Origin of the sequence: Archangium lansingense (assembly GCF_026626635.1) — a bacterium.
Lineage (GTDB): Bacteria > Myxococcota > Myxococcia > Myxococcales > Myxococcaceae > Archangium > Archangium lansingense.
In genome coordinates this window covers 12,270,727-12,291,003 of the sequence record NZ_JAPNKA010000001.1, presented here as the reverse complement: position 1 = coordinate 12,291,003, position 20,277 = coordinate 12,270,727, and the positions used below count along the sequence as shown (strand labels likewise).

The 20,277-nt window shown below is 68.9% G+C and carries 15 protein-coding genes; 10 read left to right on the top strand and 5 right to left on the bottom strand.

The window, feature by feature from the left end; all coding sequences use genetic code 11:
* The first annotated feature begins 15 nt into the window (after positions 1-15).
* The 3 genes from OV287_RS56755 to OV287_RS49235 all read left to right on the top strand — a co-directional run bounded on the left by OV287_RS56755 (position 16) and on the right by OV287_RS49235 (position 3,412).
* Positions 16-567, top strand: a complete 552-nt coding sequence (locus OV287_RS56755; RefSeq protein ID WP_308809851.1) for an acyl-CoA synthetase family protein — start codon at positions 16-18, stop codon at positions 565-567.
* On the top strand, positions 564-2,087 hold the full coding sequence (locus OV287_RS49240) for an FAD-dependent oxidoreductase (protein ID WP_267541026.1): 1,524 nt from the start codon (positions 564-566) through the stop codon (positions 2,085-2,087). The genes OV287_RS56755 and OV287_RS49240 overlap by 4 nt, the downstream gene beginning before the upstream one ends.
* A 68-nt stretch (positions 2,088-2,155) precedes the next feature.
* Positions 2,156-3,412 carry an SGNH/GDSL hydrolase family protein gene (locus tag OV287_RS49235; RefSeq protein ID WP_267541025.1) on the top strand — a complete coding sequence of 419 codons (1,257 nt, stop codon included), beginning with the start codon at positions 2,156-2,158 and terminating at the stop codon, positions 3,410-3,412.
* 81 nt (positions 3,413-3,493) lie between these two features.
* Here OV287_RS49235 and OV287_RS49230 read toward each other — a convergent pair whose 3' ends face one another.
* The 3 genes from OV287_RS49230 to OV287_RS49220 form a co-directional block, all read right to left on the bottom strand.
* On the bottom strand, positions 3,494-5,677 hold the full coding sequence (locus tag OV287_RS49230; RefSeq protein ID WP_267541024.1) for a prolyl oligopeptidase family serine peptidase: 2,184 nt from the start codon (positions 5,675-5,677) through the stop codon (positions 3,494-3,496).
* 177 nt (positions 5,678-5,854) lie between these two features.
* On the bottom strand, positions 5,855-6,331 hold the full coding sequence (locus OV287_RS49225) for a TfoX/Sxy family protein (protein WP_267541023.1): 477 nt from the start codon (positions 6,329-6,331) through the stop codon (positions 5,855-5,857).
* Between the two features lie 24 nt (positions 6,332-6,355).
* The gene (locus OV287_RS49220; RefSeq protein ID WP_267541022.1) at positions 6,356-7,816 is read right to left on the bottom strand and encodes an amidohydrolase family protein; all 1,461 of its coding nucleotides are present in this window, start codon (positions 7,814-7,816) and stop codon (positions 6,356-6,358) included.
* A 150-nt stretch (positions 7,817-7,966) separates the two neighbouring features.
* On the opposite strand from OV287_RS49220, the gene OV287_RS49215 reads away from it, so the two are divergent.
* Together OV287_RS49215 and OV287_RS49210 are read left to right on the top strand one after the other, a co-directional pair.
* Positions 7,967-8,737 (top strand): M23 family metallopeptidase, encoded by a 771-nt coding sequence (locus OV287_RS49215; protein WP_267541021.1) that lies wholly within the window; start codon positions 7,967-7,969, stop codon positions 8,735-8,737.
* A 237-nt stretch (positions 8,738-8,974) separates the two neighbouring features.
* The gene (locus OV287_RS49210) at positions 8,975-9,703 is read left to right on the top strand and encodes an SDR family NAD(P)-dependent oxidoreductase (protein WP_267541020.1); all 729 of its coding nucleotides are present in this window, start codon (positions 8,975-8,977) and stop codon (positions 9,701-9,703) included.
* Here OV287_RS49210 and OV287_RS49205 read toward each other — a convergent pair.
* Complete coding sequence (locus OV287_RS49205) at positions 9,700-11,412, bottom strand: GTPase (RefSeq protein ID WP_267541019.1); 1,713 nt, start codon at positions 11,410-11,412, stop codon at positions 9,700-9,702. The two genes, OV287_RS49210 and OV287_RS49205, sit on opposite strands and share 4 nt — an antisense overlap.
* A 136-nt stretch (positions 11,413-11,548) precedes the next feature.
* Here OV287_RS49205 and OV287_RS49200 point away from each other — a divergent pair, with 136 nt between their 5' ends.
* Complete coding sequence (locus OV287_RS49200) at positions 11,549-13,027, top strand: potassium/proton antiporter (RefSeq protein ID WP_267541018.1); 1,479 nt, start codon at positions 11,549-11,551, stop codon at positions 13,025-13,027.
* A gap of 7 nt (positions 13,028-13,034) precedes the next feature.
* Here OV287_RS49200 and kefC read toward each other — a convergent pair whose 3' ends face one another.
* Positions 13,035-14,813, bottom strand: coding sequence for a glutathione-regulated potassium-efflux system protein KefC (gene kefC, locus OV287_RS49195; protein WP_267542573.1), 1,779 nt, complete (start codon positions 14,811-14,813; stop codon positions 13,035-13,037).
* A 369-nt stretch (positions 14,814-15,182) separates the two neighbouring features.
* Here kefC and OV287_RS49190 point away from each other — a divergent pair, with 369 nt between their 5' ends.
* From OV287_RS49190 to OV287_RS49175, 4 genes are all read left to right on the top strand, one after another.
* Positions 15,183-16,370 (top strand): two-component system sensor histidine kinase NtrB, encoded by a 1,188-nt coding sequence (locus OV287_RS49190; RefSeq protein WP_267541017.1) that lies wholly within the window; start codon positions 15,183-15,185, stop codon positions 16,368-16,370.
* Between the two features lie 4 nt (positions 16,371-16,374).
* Complete coding sequence (locus tag OV287_RS49185; RefSeq protein WP_267541016.1) at positions 16,375-17,754, top strand: sigma-54-dependent transcriptional regulator; 1,380 nt, start codon at positions 16,375-16,377, stop codon at positions 17,752-17,754.
* A gap of 87 nt (positions 17,755-17,841) precedes the next feature.
* A complete protein-coding gene (locus tag OV287_RS49180; protein WP_308809803.1) occupies positions 17,842-19,563 on the top strand; it encodes a methyl-accepting chemotaxis protein in 1,722 nt (573 codons plus the stop codon).
* A gap of 9 nt (positions 19,564-19,572) precedes the next feature.
* Positions 19,573-20,139: a chemotaxis protein CheW gene (locus OV287_RS49175; RefSeq protein ID WP_267541015.1), complete on the top strand. Its 567-nt coding sequence runs from the start codon at positions 19,573-19,575 to the stop codon at positions 20,137-20,139.
* The last annotated feature ends 138 nt before the right edge of the window (positions 20,140-20,277 follow it).

Sequence of the window (20,277 nt, the reverse complement as noted above, 5' to 3'; positions counted from 1 at the left end):
CTGCCGGACGGGCGCGTGGGGGAGATCTGGGTATACGGCCCGAGCGTGGCACAGGGCTACTGGCGCAAGCCGGAGCTGTCCGAGGAGACGTTCCGTGCGCGCATCCGTGGGGATGACTCGCGCCAGTGGCTGCGCACGGGAGACCTGGGCTTCATCCGGGACGGGCTGCTGTACATCACCGGCCGGAAGAAGGACCTCATCATCATCGGTGGGCAGAACCACTATCCGCAGGACATCGAGTGGACGGTGGAGGCGGCGCTGCCGGCGGTGCGGCCGGGGTGTGGCGCGGCCTTCTCGGTGGAGGTGGAGGGCGAGGAGCGGCTGGTGGTGGTGGCAGAGGTGGACACGCGGCAGCAGCAGGGGGGGGCGGTTCTGGACCTCGAGGCGGCGACGGCCACGGTGCGCCAGGCCGTCAACGAGGCCTACCAGCTGCGGCTGCATGACCTGGTGTTCCTCAAGCCGGGCAGCGTGCCCAAGACGTCCAGCGGCAAGATTCAGCGGCAGGCGGCGAAGCGTGCGTACCTGGAGCGCGGCCTTCAGCCGGTGACGGAGGAGCAGGCGGCATGAAGGTGGCCATCGTCGGGGGCGGCATCGCGGGATTGGGGGCCGCCTACAGCCTGCACCGTCAGCACGAGGTGACGCTCTTCGAGGAGTCGCCCGTGTTGGGAGGCCACGCGTACACCGTGGAGGTGACGCGCGGGGGCCGCACGGTGCCGGTGGACATCGGGTTCCTCATCTACCACGACTGGGTGTACCCGAACCTGGTGGCGCTCTTCCGGCGGCTGGGCGTGGAGACGCAGCCAATGCGGCCGGGTCTGGAGCTGTCCATTCACTTTCAGGGAGGCCACTGGCGCACGGGACGGGACTCGGCGTTCTGGGAGTCCATGCGGGACGAGGTGGACCGCTTCCAACAGGCGCTGCCAGAGCTCGTCTCGAACCCGAAGAAGTACATGCCCCTGACGGTGGAGCAGTACCTGGACAAGGAAGGGTACTCGGAGGACTTCAAGTACAAGGTGGTGGCGCCGCTGCTGTCGGTGCTCTTCGTCACCCGCATCGGCCTGCTGCAGATGTCGATGTTCATGGTGGCGGCAACCTTCGGGCCCGTGAGCGGTTACTCGCTGGCGGGGCCCACGCCGTGGCGCACGGTGAAGCAGGGCTCGCGCGAGTACATACGTCGGCTCGCGGCCCACTTCGCCTCGAGCGTGCGGACGGGCTGCGGGGTGCGCTCCATCCGCCGCGAGCGGGACGGCGTGACGGTGACGAGCGCGGACGGTGGGGTGCACCGGTTTGATCAGGTGGTGCTGGCCACGGAAGCGGGTGTCGCGCTGAAGCTGCTGGAGGACCCCTCCTCGGACGAGGCAATCCTGCTGGGTGAAGTGGAGTACGAGCCGGCGAGCATCGTGCTGCACACGGACCCACGGGTGATGCCCGAGGACCGGAGCCTGTGGGCGGCGTACACGTATGTGACGTCCGAGGCGCGGGGGCCTTTCACGCGGGCGTATTACAACTACTACCTGCCGGCGCTGCAGGACTGGGTGGGCGAGGACTTGTTCGCCACGTGCAACCCGCCCGAGGGTCTGATTGATCCGGCGAAGGTGGTGAAGACGATGCGCTGGCAGCACCTGGTGTGTGACGGGGTGCATCCGGTGCGCTCGGCGGAGCTGCACCGCATCCAGGGCAAGCGGCGCACATACTTCTGCGGGGAGTACGTGGGCTTCATCTCGGGGCACGAGATGGCGTTCACGTCGGGACTGGCGGTGGGTAAGGCGCTCGGAGGGGAGTTTCCGTTCGAGGACAGCGAATTCGCGCGGCGGAGCTTCTACGACCTGGCAGTGCACCACATGAAGGTGGTGAGGCCGGAGGATGCGCCGGTGGAGGAGTCCCCCACGTGGTGGCCGCCGCCGATGGCACGGGTGCAGTCCGAGGTGCTGCGCGCACTGGTGGAAGATGAGGTGCGGCGCCGCATGCGGGCGGTGCTGCCGCTGCCCCAGTTGCTACGGCCGCTGGAGCAGGCAGTGGCGGGCACGGTGGCCGGCCGCGTCTCGCTCTACGACGAGCTGCGCAAACAGAAGAAGCCGAGCACCTGATCGCGGACATATTCCCTCTCCCGGAGGGAGAGGGGACATGCACGGTCCCTCCATTAGAATCGCGGTCCATGTTCCGACCGGTCCGCTGGTTCTTCGTCCTGCTGGGATGTGTCACGTGTACGCGCACCCAGCAGTCATCTCCGCCCAGCCCTGACGCGAGCCGCTCCGTGCGCGTGCTCTTCATCGGCAACAGCTACACCTACTACAACGACCTTCCCGCGATGCTCGAGGGCTTCGTCCGAGCGTTGGCGCCAGGGACTCGGCTGGAGACGGGCTCGGTGCTCATGGGCGGCGCGACGCTCGAGTCCCACTGGAAGGGGGCCGAGGCGAGGGCGCTCATCCGCAGCGGGGCCTGGAACTACGTCGTGCTGCAGGAGCAGAGCCTGCTCGGGAACCTGAGCATCAACGGAGTGGCCCACATGAACGCGCCCGAGGATCGCTTCTTTCCCTACGGCCGCCTCTTTGCCCAGGATGTGGCGGCAGCAGGAGCGCGGCCGGTCTTCTACATGACGTGGTCACGCAAGGCGGATATGCCCGCCCAGGAGGTCCTCACGTACGCCTATGCGCGCCTCTCGCGCGAGGAGCGAGGCGTGCTGTCTCCGGTGGGAGTGGACTGGCAGCGGGTGCGGCGGGAGCGGCCCGAACTGGAGCTGTACGTGGAGGACGGTCACCATCCGGGACCCGCGGGCACATACCTGGCGGCCTGTGTGCTCTACGCCTCGCTGTTCCACCAGCCCTGCCTGGGCGCGCCGAGCACCCTCATTGGGCGCCCCTGGATGGACACGGCTTTCGATACCTCGCGCACCGAGGTGATGGTGACGCTCCCGGAGGACACCGCGCGATACCTCCAGCAGGTGGGCTCCGAGGTGGGGCTCGCCGCCGAGTTGCCCGAGAGCGTGGCTTCTCCCCCTCCTGCCCCAGTGCTCCCGAGCCTGCCGCGCGGCATCCCGTTGGACGTCTCGCGAGTGGCGGGCACGTGGGAAGGGACGCTCGCGTTCTACCCGGCTGAATTGGGCATGGCGCCAGTGCCCTTCCAGCTCTCTCTGGACACTCGGGGGACGCGGCCCGTCGGCCGCGTGCGCATCCTGTTCCCCCAGCAATCGCCGCTCGAGGCCGATGTGGAGCCGCGGGTGGAGGGCGAGGTGCTGTCGTTCTCCCTCCCGGACGCCACGCTGCTCAAGACGACGCTGCAGTTGCGAGCGGTGCTCGTGGAGGGAGAGTTGCGTGGGGTCGCCAGCGCCGAGGACCCCCGAGGCGGGCGCTGGTTCGGCTCCTGGTCCGTTCACTCCGCCCCGGGTTCACAGTCCACGGGCTCGGGGCGGTGAACCCGATACCCTCACCCCGACCCTCTCCCGGAGGGAGAGGGAGAGGGAGGAGTGGGGGCGAGGGGGCGGAGTGGCGCAGGGCTACTTCGATGTGGGGGCCGGCACCTTGCTGTTCACCGGCCGGTACTTCATGCCCAGCTCGTTGAAGAGGAACGCGTAGACGTCCACCTCTTCTTCGATCTCCTGGTCCAGCGGCGTGCCCATGCCGTGGCCCATGTTGTTGGTGCGCAGCAGCACCGGCCTCTTGGAGCCCGTGGCCTCCTGCAGCCGCGCCACCATCTTGCGCGAGTGGAACGGGTCCACGCGCGGGTCGTTCTCGCCCGACGTGAAGAGCACCGAGGGATACTTCACCCCGTTCTTCACCTGGTGGTACGGCGAATAGGCCTGCATCGCCTGGAAGTGCTCGGGGTTCTTCACCGTGCCGTACTCGGTGACGTTGAACTGGCCGTTGGGCGTCAGCTCCACGCGCAGCATGTCGTAGATGCCCACGTGCGCGAGCACGGTGCGGTACATCTCCGGGTGCTGGGTGAGCGCCGCGCCCATCAGCAGGCCGCCGTTGCTGCCACCCTGGATGGCCAGGCGCTCGGGCTTCGTCCACTTCTGGTCCACCAGCAGCTTCGCGCAGGCGTAGAAGTCGTCGAAGACGTTCTGCTTCTTCGTCAGCGAGCCGTTGGCGTGCCACTCCTCGCCGAACTCGGCGCCGCCGCGCAGGTTGGCGATGGCCACCACGCCCCCCTGCTCGATGAAGGCGAAGTTCATCGGGCTGAAGCCCGGGGACAGGGAGATGTTGAAGCCGCCGTAGCCGGTCAGCAGGGTGGGGTTGTTGCCATTCAGCTTCGTGCCGCGCGTGTGCAGGATGTTGAGCGGCACCTGGGTGCCGTCCTTCGAGCTGCACATGACGCGGTCCACCACCACGTTGCTGGTGTCCACGGGCGAGGTGCGGCCCAGCGCCGTCTTCGTGAGCTTTCCGTCCTTCGCCCCGTAGCGGTACAGGGTGGGCGGCTCGGTATAGGTGCTGGTGCCGAGCAGCAGGTCGTCACCGCCCAGGTACACTCCGGTGCCCACGGACGAGACGGGCGGGGTGGGCACTACGCCAATCTCCTTGCCGTCCAGGCCCACCATGCGCATCCGCGAGGGGCCGCCGAGCTGCTCCACCACGTAGACGCGGGTGGCGGTGGGGCGGAAGCCAGCGATGGAAGCCTGGCCCTCGGGGATGAGGACGGTGGCCTTGTCCAGCGCGGGCGTGGCGAGCGGAATCCTCAGCAGCTTGCCGCGCGGCGCGTCCTTGCGCGACAGCGCGTAGAGCGCGCCATCCATGCCGAACGCCGCGCTGATGAGCTTGTCCTCGAACTTCGACAGCTGCGTCCAGGTGCCCGAAGGCCCGCGCAGGTAGAGCGCGTACTCGCCACCGTCGCCGTTGCCCAGGATGGCCAGCACGTGCGAGCCGTCGTTGGACGTCTTGAGGTCGTAGTTGGCGATGCGCGGGGCGTCCTTGCCCAGCTCGTACGTGTCCTTGTCCGTAGTCGTGCCGAGCTTGTGGAAGTACACCTGCAGGAAGAAGTCGCGGTCCTCGGCCGGACGCTCCTCGCCGCGAGGGTAGCGCGTGTAGAAGAAGCCCGTGCCATCCGCGTTCCACGTGAGGCTGCCGCCGGCCGTGCCGCCGTTCACCCGAGGCACCACCTCGCCGGGCAGCGGCTTGCCGGTGGCCACGTCGTAGACGGTGATGTCACCGCTCTCCGTGCCGTCCTTCGACAGCGACACCGCCACCTTCTTCCCGTCCAGCGAGGGCACGTAGAAGTCGATGGTGGTGTGGCCACTCGGGTCCAACACCATCGGGTCCACCAGCACGCGGGCGCTGGAGGTGTCGTCCATCGAGGGCAGCACCACCAGCATGGACTGCTGCCGGGGCGGCTGGAACTTCATGGAGAAGAGGACGCCGCCGCGCTGAACCATCGCGTAGTGGGCGGCGGACTTGTGGGAGAGCAGCGTGGTGATGCGCGCGCGGATGGCATCGCGCGAGGGCAGCTTGTCCATCACCGCGCGCATGTGCACCGTCTGCCCGTCCACCCACTTGCGCACCTCGGGGTCGTCGCTCTTCTCGAGCCACTGGTACGGGTCGTCCACCTTCGTGCCGTGGTAGGTGTCCGCCACGGCCTTCTTCGCGGCGACGGGCGCTGGAGGCACGGCCCCCTTCGCACCAGCCAGCGACGTGAGCGGAAGCATCAGCGACAGCGCGGCGACGGCCGGCTTGAGGCGTTGTTGCATCGAGTCCCTCGGGTTGGTTGAGGGCCCGTAGCCTGCCACGCGTCGTTACCGTCCGCTCGTCCCGGCGCGTCAGCTCGCACGCCCGCCAGCCGCGCGGCGCTTCCCGTGTGCGCTCCTGGGACGCCATCCCATTTCCGGACACGCTTCACTGTCCGTCATGGAGGCAAGCCGCCACCTTCATGCGCGCCGCGAGGACCTCTTCGCCGCGGGCTTCTTCGCCGCGGGCTTCTTTGCCGCGGGCTTCTTCGCTGGAGCCTGCTTCTTCGGCGTGGCCGTCTTCGCTTTCTCCGGGGCGGATTTCTTCTTCGCTGCGGGCTTCTTCTGCGCGGCCCGCAGGGCGGCGTCCACCGCGCGGCGGGCCCAGGGCAGCAGCGCGTGGGCGTCGTCGCTCGCGTCCGCCGGAGGCGTCCAGTAGGACATGGTGACGGGCTTGCCCTTGCCCGAGTCGTAGACGAAGGGCTCGCCCCCCGCGGCCTCGAAGTCGGGGCGCGTGGTGTCGTCCGTCTTCAGGTAGAGCCGGTCCTCCACGATGAGGCCGATCATCCTCCCGCCGTAGTACACGCCCCATCCGCCGAACATGGCGCGCGCCTGCACCGGGCCCAGGGGCTCCAGTAGCTCCAGCGTGTACTCCACGTAGCTGTCCATGCGCGCCATGCGGTGTCCCTCCCGTTCACCCCATCATGGCGCCGGGGACGTGGCGGTGGCCACGCCCTTCTTCACCAGAGGTGGTGCGTTGGCCACCACGGCCGTGCGCTCCAACAGCGCGTCCAGCTCGCTCCTCGGCAGCCAGCGCCCGCGCACCATCACCCCGGCGATGTCGCGCGTGTGCTTCACGTCCTGGAGGGGGTTGGACTCCAGCAGCAGCAGGTCCGCGCGCCGGCCCTTGGCCACCGTGCCCCAGGTGCCCGCCTCTCCCAGGTACTCCGCCGCGTTGCGCGTGGCCGCCTCCAGCACGCCGTAGGGCGGAATCCCCGCATCCGCCAGGGCCTCCATCTCCCGGTGCACCGCGAAGCCCGCCACCATGAAGAGCTGGGGCGAGTCCGAGCCCACCATCAGCTTCGCCCCCGCTTCGTACAGCCCGCGCGTCACCTGCCGTCGCAGCTCGGCGAACCTGCGCTTGCGCTCGGCCGGTGCGTTGGCCATCTGCGAGTCGTTGGACATCATCTGCGTCCACGTCTCCACGGAGGCCTGCTTCACGTAGCGCAGCTCCGGACGCGCTCGCAGGGACTTCACGCCCTCCGGACTCGTCACCGTCTCGAAGAGTGCCAGCGTGGGCGAGCTCCACACGCCTGCCTTCTTCGTGGCCTCCGCCAGCGCGGGGAGGCGCGCCGGGTCCATCCGCTCCAGCGGTTCGCCCACCTCCACCTGGCCCACCTCCGCGCGCGCAGGGTCATTCTCCGGCAGCAGCTCGTTGAGGTAGCCATCCAGGTGCTCTAGCTGCTGCCCCGACTTCAGCGCGTGGAAGAGGCCCACGTCCGGGGTCACGTGGCCGCTCACTGGCAGTCTCTGCGCGCGCGCCTCGGCCATCATCGCGTCGTACGTGTCACGGCCGAGAAAGCCGTGCGTCTTCAGCCCGTCGTAGCCGGCCGCCTTGTACTCGCGCACCCGCTGGCGCGCCTGCTCCGGGCCCTGCACTGACTTGCCGTGCATCGACGGCGCGGCCACGCGCAGCGTGGGCCCGAGCACCTCGCCGCGCGCCACCCGGTCCCTCACCACCCGTGAGGTGTCCTTGGGTCCGCCCAGCGCTCGCGCGGAGGTGACGCCATTGGCCAGCAGCAGGGCGAGCACCTGTCCAGCAGGGTCCTCCGGCTGCCCCGTGCCTGGCACGAGGTGCAGGTGCATGTCGACGAGCCCCGGCATCAGGTAGCGGCCTTGGCCCTCCACCCGTGCCGCGCCCTCGGGCACCGGCGTGGAGTCCACCGGGCCCAGCGCTACAATGCGCTCGCCCCTCACCACCACCGTTTGGTGGGCGAGCAGGCGCTCGGAGTCCATGGGCACCACGTTCACGTTCACGAAGGCGATGGTGTCCTTTGCCAGCGGTGCCTCCGCCTTCAGAGACGGGTTGGTCGTGCCGCAGGCCGTCATCCAGAGCGCCAGGCCCATGGCGCTCCACCCTGGTCGCCGTGTCTCTCCTTGCATGTCGTGTGCTCCCCCTGACCCGGGATGCCCGGGCGGTGCCACCAACATGCTTGCCTGCTGGCTTGTTCCCAGGGCTAGCGAGCGAGCAGCATGGCCGGAAATGATTTGGAATAGTGAACAGGTCCTCCGTCGTTTCCGCGCGGCCTACCCATGATCCTGCCCACGCTCTTTCTTCTCGCTTCCGCTCCGGCAGTTCCCCCTGCGCGCAACACCGTGGTTCCCGAGATTGGCGTCCCCTTCGCATGCGGCCGTGTGTTTCCGGTGAGCCAGGGCCATGACACGGGCAGCCACCTGCAGAACGACACCTATGCGTGGGATTTCCGCATGCCCGTGGGCACGCCCGTCGTGGCCGCCGAGGAGGGCTTGGTACGCCTGGCGCGTGGCGACAGCACCCAGGGTGCGTGCGACCCGAAGATGGCGCAGCACGCCAACTACGTCGTCGTCGCCCACTCGGGTGGCGTGGAGACGCAGTACCTGCACTTCAGCGCCGTGGTGGTGAAGCCTGGCGAGCGGGTGCGCAAGGGACAGCTCCTGGGCTATTCGGGCAACACCGGCTGGTCTTGCGGCCCGCACCTGCACTTCAAGGTGGCCCGCGCGGTGGGCTCCGGGTGGAACAACCCGTCCGTTCCGGCCCTCATCGTTGGCTATGGCGATCCGGTGCGCGACACCCTGATCGCCGCGCCCGCTTGCGGCAGCAACCAGGACATGCCGGTGATGGCTGCCAATGATCCGCGCGGCAACGAGCCGCTCGCGCCCGCTGGCGAGCACCTCTTGCGTGAGGGTGAGCAGGCCGCCGGTGGTATCCCGTCCGGGGCTCGCTCCATTGTGGAGAAGGTTTCTCGCACGGCCGCTGAGACCGCTCGTCAGCGCCAGGATGCGCCCGAGGCGCGCACTTCGGACGGAGCTGGCGGTTCCCGCTAGCGGAGTGTCCGCGAAGTCCCTGGATATATCCCCTCTCCCTCTGGGAGAGGGTCAGGGTGAGGGTTTTCCCCCTGTGCTGCATGGCTGTGAAGCGGGGTGACACGGAGAGGACTACCCTCACCCCCCGCCCTCTCCCAGAGGGAGAGGGAGCATGCGCACTCCCAGCCGAATTCTGGATTGGTCGTGCGGTTCAGCCACCATCGTCGCTCTTCTCGCAACACTTCTCTGGGAGAGCACATGGGCGCACTGGACGGAAAGACTGCCATCATCACGGGCGGCGGCTCGGGAATTGGGTTTGCGATTGCCGAGCGCTTCGTGCGCGAGGGTGCGCAGGTGGTGATTGCCGGGCGGCGTCAGGAGCGGCTCGATGCGGCGGTGGCGCAGCTCGGACGCGGTGCCCGCGCTGTGCAGACGGACGTCGCCGACGAGGCCCAGATCAAGCGGCTCATCGACTCCGTTTCAAGCCTCGACCTGCTGGTGACCTGTGCGGGTGGGGCGGTGTTCGGTCCGGTCGAGCAGGTTCAGACGAAGGCCTGGCGCGAGCTGTTCGACGGCCGCTTCTTCGGACAACTCTCTGCCTGTCATTACGCCGTTCCGAAGATGAAGCCGGGCAGCTCCATCATGTTCTGCTCGGGCATTGCCGGCCACGCTGCCCTGGCGAACTACGCGGGCGGGGCGGGCCTGTGCGGCGCGGTCAATGCCATGGGGCGCTCGCTCGCGATTGAGCTGGCCCCCAAGGGCATCCGGGTGAACGTCCTGTCTCCGGGGCTGACCCGTGACACGGCCATCGATTGGGGTGTCCCTCCCGAGGCCGTGCCTGGCTTCCTGGCCGGGCTCTCCAACAACATTCCGATGAAGCGCCCGGGAACGGTTGGAGACATGGCCGACGCGGCCTTCTTCCTGGCGACGTGCGCCTACGCGACCGGCATGGTGCTCGACATCGACGGAGGCTGGACGGCGGTCTAAGCCCGCCGGATGAGGGCGAGCAGGGCTCGGGCGGCCTCGCGCGGGGGACGGAGGCTGTCCTGCACCGTCTCTCCCAGCCGGCCGCCGAGCGCGCCCAGCCGCGTGACGAAGTGGCCGAGCCCCGCGTGGCGCACGCCCCGGGTGGTGCCCGCGAGGCTCGCCGAGGCCAGCAGCGCCCCGGCTCCCGCCAGCAGCGCAAACAGGGCCCCTGCGTTGAGGAAGTAGTCCAAGCCCAGCAGTGGCCCCTCGACGTACGCGCGCACCACGCGGTAGCCCACGTGCCCTAGCAGCGCCAACAGGGGCAGGTTGATGAGCGGCAGCAGTAGCCAGCGCGCCAACCGCCACCAGCGGGCCACCGTTTCTGCAACTGCCGTGGTGACGGTGTAGCGCCAGGCGCTCGCTCGCGCGGACTTCAGCTCCGTGAGCACCATGTCTACGTCCGGCAGCCCCAGGGACTCCGGGGACAGGCCGCTCGCGTGCGCCAGACTCCGGGCCTCCGCCAGTGCGGCGCGCGCGGCCCCTTCCACCGCGAGGTCATCCTCGAAGGGCTCCACCACCGCCGTCTCCGCCGCGCGTGCCCGAGTCCTGTCCCGCACCGCATCCAGCACGGTGGAGGTGGCCGCCACTGCCAGTCCCACCGGCAGGCTGCGCCGAGCCACCAGCGTCGCCGCCCCCAGGCCACCGGCTCCCACGTAGGACAGTCGCATGCCCCACGCCGCTGGGCCCCAGAAGCGTCCCGCCGCCTGGTTGCGGACCTCCGAGGCCAGGTGGCCCTGTGCCAGTCCCAGCCGCGTCTCGAAGTCTGTCTTCAGCCCCTCCGAGGTGCGCGCCAGTCCCGACTCCAGCGCCGCGCGCGTTCGGGCCAGCGTGTCCTCCGTCTCCTTCAGCGCCGCCTCTACCCGTGAGGCAATCTCTTCCAGCGCGCCCCGGGCGTTGGAGCGCCGCACCCGCTCGGCCACCGCCTGTGTGCCCAAGGACTTGAGGTGGAAGAGGAAGGTGCCGAACTCGCTGGAGGGATCCTGCCCCGCCTTCGCTGCCCGGCCGCTGATGGCGAAGACGGGCACCGACTCCAGTGGCAGTCCGTACTGCTCCGCGGCCAGCCGGCGCGCCTGGGACTTGAGAGTCTCGCGCGATTCGGCTGACAGCTCGTCCGCGAAGTTGATGAGGAACACCAGTGAGCGGCGCCGGGCGAAGCTGGCGAGGAACTCGACCTGGGTGGCCTCGGCCACGCTCCCCCGGTGCATCACCACCAGCGCCACGTCCGCGCGCTCCAGGGCCGCGCGAGCCACCTCCCGGTGCGTGGTGGCCACGCTGTTGAGGTCCGGTGTATCGATGAACACCTGGCCGCTCCACAGCCCCTGGGGGCCTGGCGTGTAGCGCACCACCCTGGCGCCCACCTGGGCCAGGTCCTCGAGTCCGGCACCCTCGGGGGCGAAGACGGTGGCAGCGGTGCTGGTGGGCCGATCCTCCCCCTCGCGCGCGAGCGCCTGGCCAGCCAAGGCATTGAGCAGGGTGGACTTGCCCGCGCCGGTGGCACCCACCAGGGCCACGGTGAGGGGGGCGTCCTTGCGCTCCAGGCCGCGGGCGTAGTCCTGGCGCAGCCGCTCGAGCCGGGCCGCTTGGGGCTTGAGGGACGGAAGGGCCAGCGCGGCGGAGAGCAGGGGTTGGAGCTCGTCGGGGTCGGGCAGGGTGTCGGGCGGGGTGTTCACGGGCCCAAGCCTCGCCAAGGAGTGCGCCGGTGCACAGTCCTGAATGCGGGCGAGCTTCCGCCACCGGGCATTCCGGGCCCTTCCGCCGGGAACGGGCGCCTCCCCGGTATGGCTCCATGCTAGAGGCGTCGGGAGGATGCAGCTCTACGAGCCCACGGCGACGGCCTTCCTGCTGACCGCGCTCGGCGTGCTGATGGGCGGGAGCGCGCTCTTCAGCCGCGCCGCCGGACGGTTCGGCGTCCCCGTGGCGCTGCTCTTCATCCTCCTGGGCGTGTTGGGCGGCTCCGAGGGCATTGGTGGCATTGCCTTCGAGAACTACGGCTTCACCTTCCGGCTGGGCACCGTGGCGCTGGTGCTCATCCTCTTCGATGGTGGCCTCAACACCCCGCTGTCCGCGATGCGCCAGGGCCTCAAGCCCGCGGCGCTGCTCGCCACCATGGGAGTCATGGGCACGGCCGCCGGCATGGGAGTGGCAGCGCGGCTCTTCGGCTTCGAGTGGAAGCAGGCGCTGCTGCTCGGGGCCATCGTGTCCTCCACGGACGCGGCGGCCGTCTTCTCCGTGCTGCGCGGCAGTGGGCTGCACCTCAAGCGCCGGGTGGGCGTGACGCTGGAGCTGGAGTCAGGCCTCAACGATCCCATGGCCGTCATCCTCACCATGGCGCTCACCGGGGCGCTCCTGAGCGGCGAGCCCCTGGGCGGGTACATCCTGCTGGAGGCCGCCTGGCAGATGGTGGTGGGCGCGGTCCTGGGCATCGGCTTCGGCTACGCGGGCCGGCTCCTGCTCAAACGCGTGCACCTGGCCGCGGGCGGCCTCTATCCCGTGCTCACCCTGGCGCTGGCCTTCCTGGCCTTCGGACTGCCCACGCTCTTCGAGGGCAGCGGTTTCCTCGCCGTGTACGTCGCCGCCGTGCTGATGGGCAACGAGTCCTTCCCCTACCGCAGCGGCCTGCTGCGCGTGCACGACGCCATGGCCTGGCTGGCGCAGGTGTGCATGTTCCTCATGCTCGGCCTGCTCGCTTCCCCCACGAAGCTCGGGGAGGTGGCCTGGGTGGGTGCCGGGCTGGGCCTGGTGCTGGCCTTCCTCGCCCGACCCCTGGTGGTGGTGCTGTGCCTGCTGCCCTTCCGCTTTCCCCCGCCTGAGGCCTTCTACGTGGGCTGGGTGGGCCTGCGTGGCGCGGTGCCCATCATCCTTGCCACCTACCCCGTGCTGGCCCGGGCGCCGGGGGCCTTCTCCATCTTCAACGTGGTGTTCTTCATCGTGGTGGTCAACGCGCTCATCCCTGGCGCCACGGTGCCGTGGCTCACGCGCCGGTTGGGCCTCGTCTCCCTCGCGCCGCCTCCGCCTCCGGCTTCGCTGGAGCTGACGTCCACCCACCAACTCGACGGCGAGGTCGTTCCCTTCTACGTGGACCGGGCCTCGGCCGTGGCCGGCGCCACCATCGCCGAGCTGCCGCTGCCCGGCTCGGCAGTGGTGACGCTCATCGTGCGTGGCAAGGAGTTGGTGCCCGCCAAGGGCGCCACCCAGCTCCTGCCCGGGGACCACGTCTACGTCTTCTGCAAGCCGGCGGAGCTGGCCGAGGTCCACCTCCTGCTCGGCCAGCAGATGGAGGAGTGAGCCGGCCTCAGGCGGACTTCTTCCGCTCGTCCTTCTCGAAGAGCTCCTCCAGGTCCTTGCGCGCCTGCTTCGCGATCTCGGTGAGCTTCGTCACGTCCTTGTGGTGCTTGTACGAAGACTGGAGCAGCGTCTCGTCGTGCTGCCGGAAGCGGTCCAGCGCGCTCTTGCTCTCGGACCAGGTGAGCCCCAGCTCCTGGAGGATGTCGCCCGTCAACTCCAGGCTGCCCGCGTACGTCTCGCGCATGACGTGGGTGATGCCCAGGTTCATCAACTGGTAGGCGTGCTGCCGGTTGCGGGCGCGCGCGAAGATGGTGAGGTGGGGGAAGTGCTGGAGCACCGTCTCCGCCGTGCGCACCGAGGCCGCCACGTCGTCGATGGCCAGCACGAACACCTTCGCCTTGTCCGCTCGCGCCGCCCGTAGCAGGTCCAACCGCGAGGCGTCCCCGTAATAAACCTTCGTGTTGCCGAACTTCTTGAGGAAGTCGATGTGCTCGGGGCTGGCGTCCATGGCGGTGAAGCCGATGTGCTTCACGTGCAGCAGCCGGCCCACCACCTGCCCCACGCGCCCGAAGCCCGCGATGATGACGGGGTGGTCCTCCTCGGCCGCCACGTTGAAGTCGCGCTGCTCCTTCTTGTTGAACCGGGGGCGCACCCACCGGTCATAGACGAGGAAGAGCACCGGGGTGACGGCCATGGAGAGGCTCACCACCACGACCAGCAAGTCCGCCAGCTCGCGCTCCATCACCCGGAAGCCCACCGCGAGCCCGAAGAGCACGAAGGCGAACTCGCCGCCCTGGGAGATGACCACCGCCATGCTCAGGGAGGGCTCGTTGCTCTTGAAGGCCCACTTGCCCAGGGCGTACAGCACCAGCGCCTTGGCCAGCACCAGCCCGAGCACCAGGGCCACCACGCGCACCGGCCCGCTGGCCAGCAGGCCAATATTCACCGACATGCCCACTGCGATGAAGAAGAGGCCTAGCAGCAGGCCCTTGAAGGGCTCGATGTCGGCCTCCAGCTCGTGGCGGTACTCCGAGTCCGCCAGCAGCACGCCTGCGAGGAAGGCGCCCAGCGCCATGGACAGCCCTACCTTGCTCACCAGCAGCGCGGTGCCCACCACCAGCAGCAGCGCGGTGGCGGTGAAGAGCTCCTGGCTGTGCAGCGAGGCCACGAAGCGGAAGACGGGCCGCAGCACGTAGCGGCCGCCGAGCACGACGCCAGCCAGCACCCCCACCACCTTGAGCGCCGACATCCACCCGGGCTCCGTCGACTGCGCCACCGGCTCACCCAGGAAGGGCAGCAGCGCCAGTAGCGGGATGACGGCCAGGTCCTGGAACAGGAGGATGCCGAAGGAGGCCCGCCCGTGCTCCGTGGTCAGCTCGTTCTTCTCCGCGAGCAGCTGGAGCGCGAAGGCCGTGGAGGACAGCGACAGCCCCAGGCCGGCGATGAGCGCGGTGGCCGGCCTCAGTCCGAGCACCATGCCCACCCCCGCCAGCACGGCCCCCGTGGCCACCACCTGCACCCCACCCAGGCCGAACACGGACTTGCGCAGCTCCCACAGGCGCGAGGGCTGCAACTCCAAGCCGATGAGGAAGAGCAGCAGCACCACGCCCAGCTCAGCGAAGTGGAGGATGCTCTCCACGTCGGAGATGAGCCCCACGCCCCACGGCCCGATGACCATGCCGGCCGCGAGGTAGCCCAGCACCGAGCCCAGTCCGAGCCGCTTGAAGATGGGGACGGACACCACGGCGGCCGCCAGGAAGATAAGGGCCTGCTGCAGGAAGGACATGCTGCCCTTCATGGCATTGCCCCTCGCGGAAGGGCAAGACGGGGAGGGGTGTTCCAGACGCGCCAGCCATGGGGTGAAGCGTGCTCTTGACGCAGTCGGACGAGGCCAGCGCCGGAGCGGTTCCACGGCGTGCCCCATGCCGGAGCGCCGGCCGCTCGCCCCGAGGAGCATCAGCCAGTGAGCAACCTGGTGGCCGATCACGACTTCATGGGGTTCTGGTTTGAGGGAGATGCATGCAAGGAAGGGGTGTAGTTCTGCCGACTGATGCTGACCAGGCGGACAATGAGAGGAGGGCTTGGACGCTGGGTGAAATGGCACTCGCAATATCCGCTGTTGGTTTCACCTCATATCGACGGATTTGCTCCATCCATGCCCCTTCGCTCGTCTGACCCGCTGGGCAGTACCCATGAGATGCCGGGGGAGGAGTCTCCCGCCAGTCCGGTTCCCTCTCCCCAACTCCCTCCTATCCAGCCGGAGTACGGCGAGAGCTTCCGCCTCCTGGTGGAGAGCGTGGAAGACGCCGGCCTCTACATGATTGACCCCGAGGGCCGCATGGCGAGCTGGAACGTAGGTGCCGAGCGCATCACGGGCTACCGAGCCGGGGACGTCATCGGGCGGCACTGCGCGCTCTTCTTCGTCGAGGAGGACCTTGCCGCGGGCCTGCCCCAGCGGCTGCTGGCCGAGGCGGAGGCGTTGGGCAAGGCGCGGGACGAGGGCTGGCGAGTGCGACGGGATGGCTCGCGTTTCTACGCCCTCATCCTCCTCACCGCGTGGCGAGACTCGGAGGGGCGGCTGCGAGGCTTCTCCGGGTTGGTGCGTGACCTCACCGCCCGCCGGGAGACCGAGGTACAGCTCTGCGAGGCGCGAGCAGCCCTGCGCCGCAACGAGAATCTGTCCCTGATGGGCGCACTGGTGGCTGGCGTGGCCCATGAAGTCCGTAACCCCCTCTTCGGCATCTCCGCCACCCTGGATGCCTTCGAGGCGCGCTTCGGCTGCTCGCAGGAGCACGCGTCCTACCTCTCCGTGCTGCGGCGAGAGGTGTCGCGTCTGCATCACCTGATGAACGAGCTGCTCACCTATGGTCGGCCGCCGAGCTCCGAGCTTTATCCCTGCTCGCTCCCCAGCGTGCTCGACGAGTCCGTGGCCACCAATGCCGTCCTTGCCCGTGAGCGCGAGGTGCTCGTGGAGGTACGGGTGGAGCCGGAGCTGCCCCGGGTGCCGATGGATCCAGGCCGGCTCGCGCAGGTGTTCCAGAACCTGCTCGCCAACGCGCTCCAGCACTCCCCGCGAGGCACCATCGTGCGGCTCACCGCGCGGCGGCTCGTGGACGAGGGGCGCACCTGCGTGGAGTGCGTGGTGATGGACCAGGGGCCCGGCTTTGTCCCCGAGGACCTGCCGCGCGTCTTCGAGCCCTTCTACTCCCAGCGGGCCGGGGGGGTGGGCCTGGGCCTGTCCATCGTCCAACGTATCGTTCAGGAGCATCGCGGCGCGGTCTCCGTGGGTAACGGGTCCGAGGGAGGAGCCGAGGTCCGGGTGTATCTCCCGGCGGAGGGGTAGCCGAGTGCAGCAGCGCATCCTGGTAGTCGATGATGAGCCGGCGGTCCGCTTCGGCATCCGCCACTTCTTCGAGGCGCACGGACTGGAGGTGGTGGAGGCGGAGACCTGCCGCGAGGCGCGCGAGCTCTTCCGGAGCTGCCGGCCGGACCTGGTGCTGCTCGACTACCGCCTGATGGATGGCACCGCGTTGGATTTGCTTCCGGAGATGCGGGCGATGGACCCCTCCATCCCCGTGCTGGTGCTCACCGCGCACGTCACCGTCGACACCGCCATCCAGGTCATCAAGCAGGGCGCGGAGCACTTCCTCCCCAAGCCAGTGGAGCTTCCCACCCTGGGCGTGATGGTGGCGCGCCTGCTGGAAGTCCAGCAGACCCGCCGGCGGCAGCAGGCCTTGGTCGCCAGCCGCTCCGAGGAGCTCAATCCCTTCCTGGGCGTCAGTCGGGCCATCCGCGAGCTGGAGGTCACCGCGCGCCGCGTGCTCGACAGCGACAGCCCCGTCCTCATCCAGGGGGAGACGGGCACCGGCAAGGGCGTGCTTGCCAACTGGCTACACATGCATGGCTCTCGCGGGGGAGGCCCGCTTGTCCAGCTCAACTGTGCGGGGCTACTGTCCCAGTTCCTCGAGACGGAGCTCTTCGGCCACGAGCGCGGCGCCTTCACCAGCGCCGTCAGCCGCAAGCAGGGGCTGCTGGAGGTGGCCCACCGCGGCACCGTGTTCCTCGACGAGATTGGCGACATGGACCTGCAGGTGCAGCCCAAGCTCCTCAAGGTGCTGGAGGAGAAGCGCTTCCGCCGGCTGGGCGAGGTGGAAGATCGCTCGGTGGATGTGCGCCTCATTGCCGCCACCCATCAGGACCTGGCCCAGTTCGTGCGCATGCAGCGCTTCCGCTCTGACCTGTACTTCCGCATCAGCACCCTGCCGCTGCACCTCCCCGCGCTGCGCGAGCGGCCCGAGGACATCCCCGTCATCGCTCGGGACTTGCTCGTGCGGCTCTCCCGCGAGCTGGGCCGTCCAGGGTTGGAGCTGATGTCCTCGGCCGAGTCCGCCCTGCGTGCCTACGCCTGGCCCGGCAACCTGCGCGAGCTGCGCAACGTGCTGGAGCGCGCCGTGCTGCTCTCCTCCTCCCATGTCCTCCGGCCGGAAGACTTGCAGTTCAACCACGCCTTGGCGCGAGCACTCTCCACCGCACCGGCGGAGTGCAAGGAACCCCCGTCCGAAGCGTCAGAGCTGAACCTGACGCTGCAGGAGGTGGAGCGCCGCCACATCGAGCGGGTGCTCGCCGCTGAGGGCGGGCACGTCGAGCGAGCAGCCAGGCGGCTCGGCATTCCCCGCAGCTCGCTGTACCAGAAGCTCAAGAGCCTGGGCCTGTCGTCCAAAGTCTAGAATCCAGAATCCAGGCCCCAGACAAGGGCCGGGCGGGGACGCCCCTGGGGTGTGATTCCAGGGCTTTGTCAGTCACGGAACAGTGGCGTGAGAATTGCTCTTGACAGCCCCGCGCACATGACCTGGTTCCATGACCTGAAGATTACTACCAAGCTGCTCGTTGCCTTCCTCGCGCTGAGTGCGCTCTCCCTGTTGCTGGGGTTCTTCGCCATCCGCCAGATGGAGGTGATGAACAATGCGACGGATGAGGTGACGGGCATTTGGGTGCCGAGCCTCGCCTACGTCTCGGACGCGAACACCGACACCTCGGACTTCCTCATCGCCGAGCTGCAGCACATCCTCTCATCCGATGCCACACAGCGGGCCCAATCCGAACGGGACATGCGGGAGTTGCTGGAGACGATCGAGCGGGGCCTCTCGCGGTACGAGCCCCTCATCCGGCTCGATGAGGAGCGGCGCCTGTACGAGGCTTTCTCCCGGGACTGGAAGTACTACCTGCAAGAGCACGAGAAGGTCCTCGAGCTGTCGCGAGCGAACCAGCAGGACGCGGCCCGCGACCTCCACCGCGAGCGCTCGAGGCCCGCTTACGTGGCCGCCATCGACAACCTGGAGGCGCTGGTGGTCGTCATCCAGAAGGCCTCGCAGCAGGCGTCGGAACACTCGGATACCACTTATGAGGTCTCGCGGGGGTGGATCCTCTCCGCCATGGCGGGCAGCCTGCTGTTCGGCCTGCTGCTCAGTATCTTCATCGCCCGGCTCATCTCGCGGCCGCTGAACGACGCGTTGGCGGTGGCGGACCGCCTCGCCGAGGGAGACCTCACCGTGCGCGTCTCCGCGCAGGGGCAGGACGAGACGGGGCGGCTGATGGCTGCCCTTCAGCGCATGGTGCAGAAGCTCGGCCAGGTCATCGGCGAGGTGCGCGAGGGCGCCAGCGCGCTCGCCTCGGCTTCCTCCCAGGTGTCCGCCTCCTCGCAGAGCCTGTCGCAGGGAACCAGTGAGCAGGCCAGCAGCGTGGAGGAGACCACCTCCAGCCTGGAGCAGATGACGGCCAGCATCACCCAGAACCGAGACCATGGCCGGCAGATGGAGCAGATGGCCATGCAGGGCGCCAAGGATGCCGAGGAGGGCGGCCGGGCGGTGAAGGAGACGGTGGAGGCCATGAGCTCCATCGCGGAGAAGATCTCCATCATCGAGGAGATTGCCTACCAGACGAACCTGCTGGCGCTGAACGCGGCGATTGAAGCGGCGAGAGCGGGAGAGCACGGCAAGGGCTTCGCGGTGGTGGCGACGGAGGTGCGCAAGCTGGCGGAGAGGAGCCGGACGGCGGCGAAGGAGATCTCTGGGCTGGCGACGAGCAGCGTGAAGGTGGCGACGCGCTCGGGACAGTTGCTGGAGGATCTGGTGCCCTCCATTCGCAAGACGGCGGACCTGGTGCAGGAGGTGGTGGCGGCCTCGGCGGAGCAGACCAGCGGCGTCACCCAGATGAACAAGGCGATGCAGCACGTGGATCAGGTGACGCAGCGAAACGCGTCGGCGTCCGAGGAGCTGGCGTCGACGGCGGAGGAGCTGTCCTCGCAGGCGGAGGCGCTCAGCCAGTTGGTGTCCTTCTTCCACCTGACAGAGAGCTCCGAGCGCTCCTGGCGTTCAGGCTCTCGGCCCTCGCCCACCGGTCACCAGGCGGGGCGGGCTCCTTCCGCGGGACATGGGCTGAAGGCCGCGGCGAGCGCGCTCGGTTCCATGGGCCCGGCTTCCCGAGCCTCCGTTCCGGCCGTGCTCCCCGACGAGGACCGCGAGTTCAAGCGCTTCTAGGTACCCGCGATGAGTGAGCAGACTTCTGTGACGTCCATGCAGTACCTCAGCTTCATCATCGCCGGAGAGGAGTACGCACTCGGCATCCTGCAGGTGAAGGAGATCATCGAGTACGACACGGTGACGAGGGTGCCGGGAACGCCGGTGTGGGTGAGGGGAGTGTTCAACCTGAGAGGCAGCGTGGTGCCGGTGGTGGACCTGGCGGTGAAGCTGGGGATGGCGCCCGCGACGCTGACGCGGTGGAGCTGCATCGTGGTGGTGGAGGTGAAGCTGGGGGGAGAGCGCGTGGTGCTGGGTTTGCTGTCGGACGCCATTGGGCAGGTCATCGAGCTGGAGCCAGAAGCGGTGGCAGCGCCGCCGACGTTCGGCACACCGGTGCACGTGGACTACTTGCTGGGGATGGGGCGGTTGGGAACGAGCAAGAAGTTCGTCCTGTTGCTGAACATCGACAAGGTGCTCAGCAGTCAGGAGGTGCTGGCGGCCAGCTCGTTGCGGGCCCCGGTGGAGACGCCCGTGGAGCCGCCTCCCTCAGCGGCCGAGACGGGCAGCGCAGGCTCCTCTGGCGCCACGCCGTGAGCCAGGCTGTCTGGGGCGCGTAGAGGCTGGTTTTCCGCACGAGCGCTCGCTGCTCACCAGCCGAGGGCTCGACTGCGCACAGCAGCGCATCCACGGCGAGACGGGTCCCTGGCCCTCTCTCCTTCGCTCGCCCTCCGT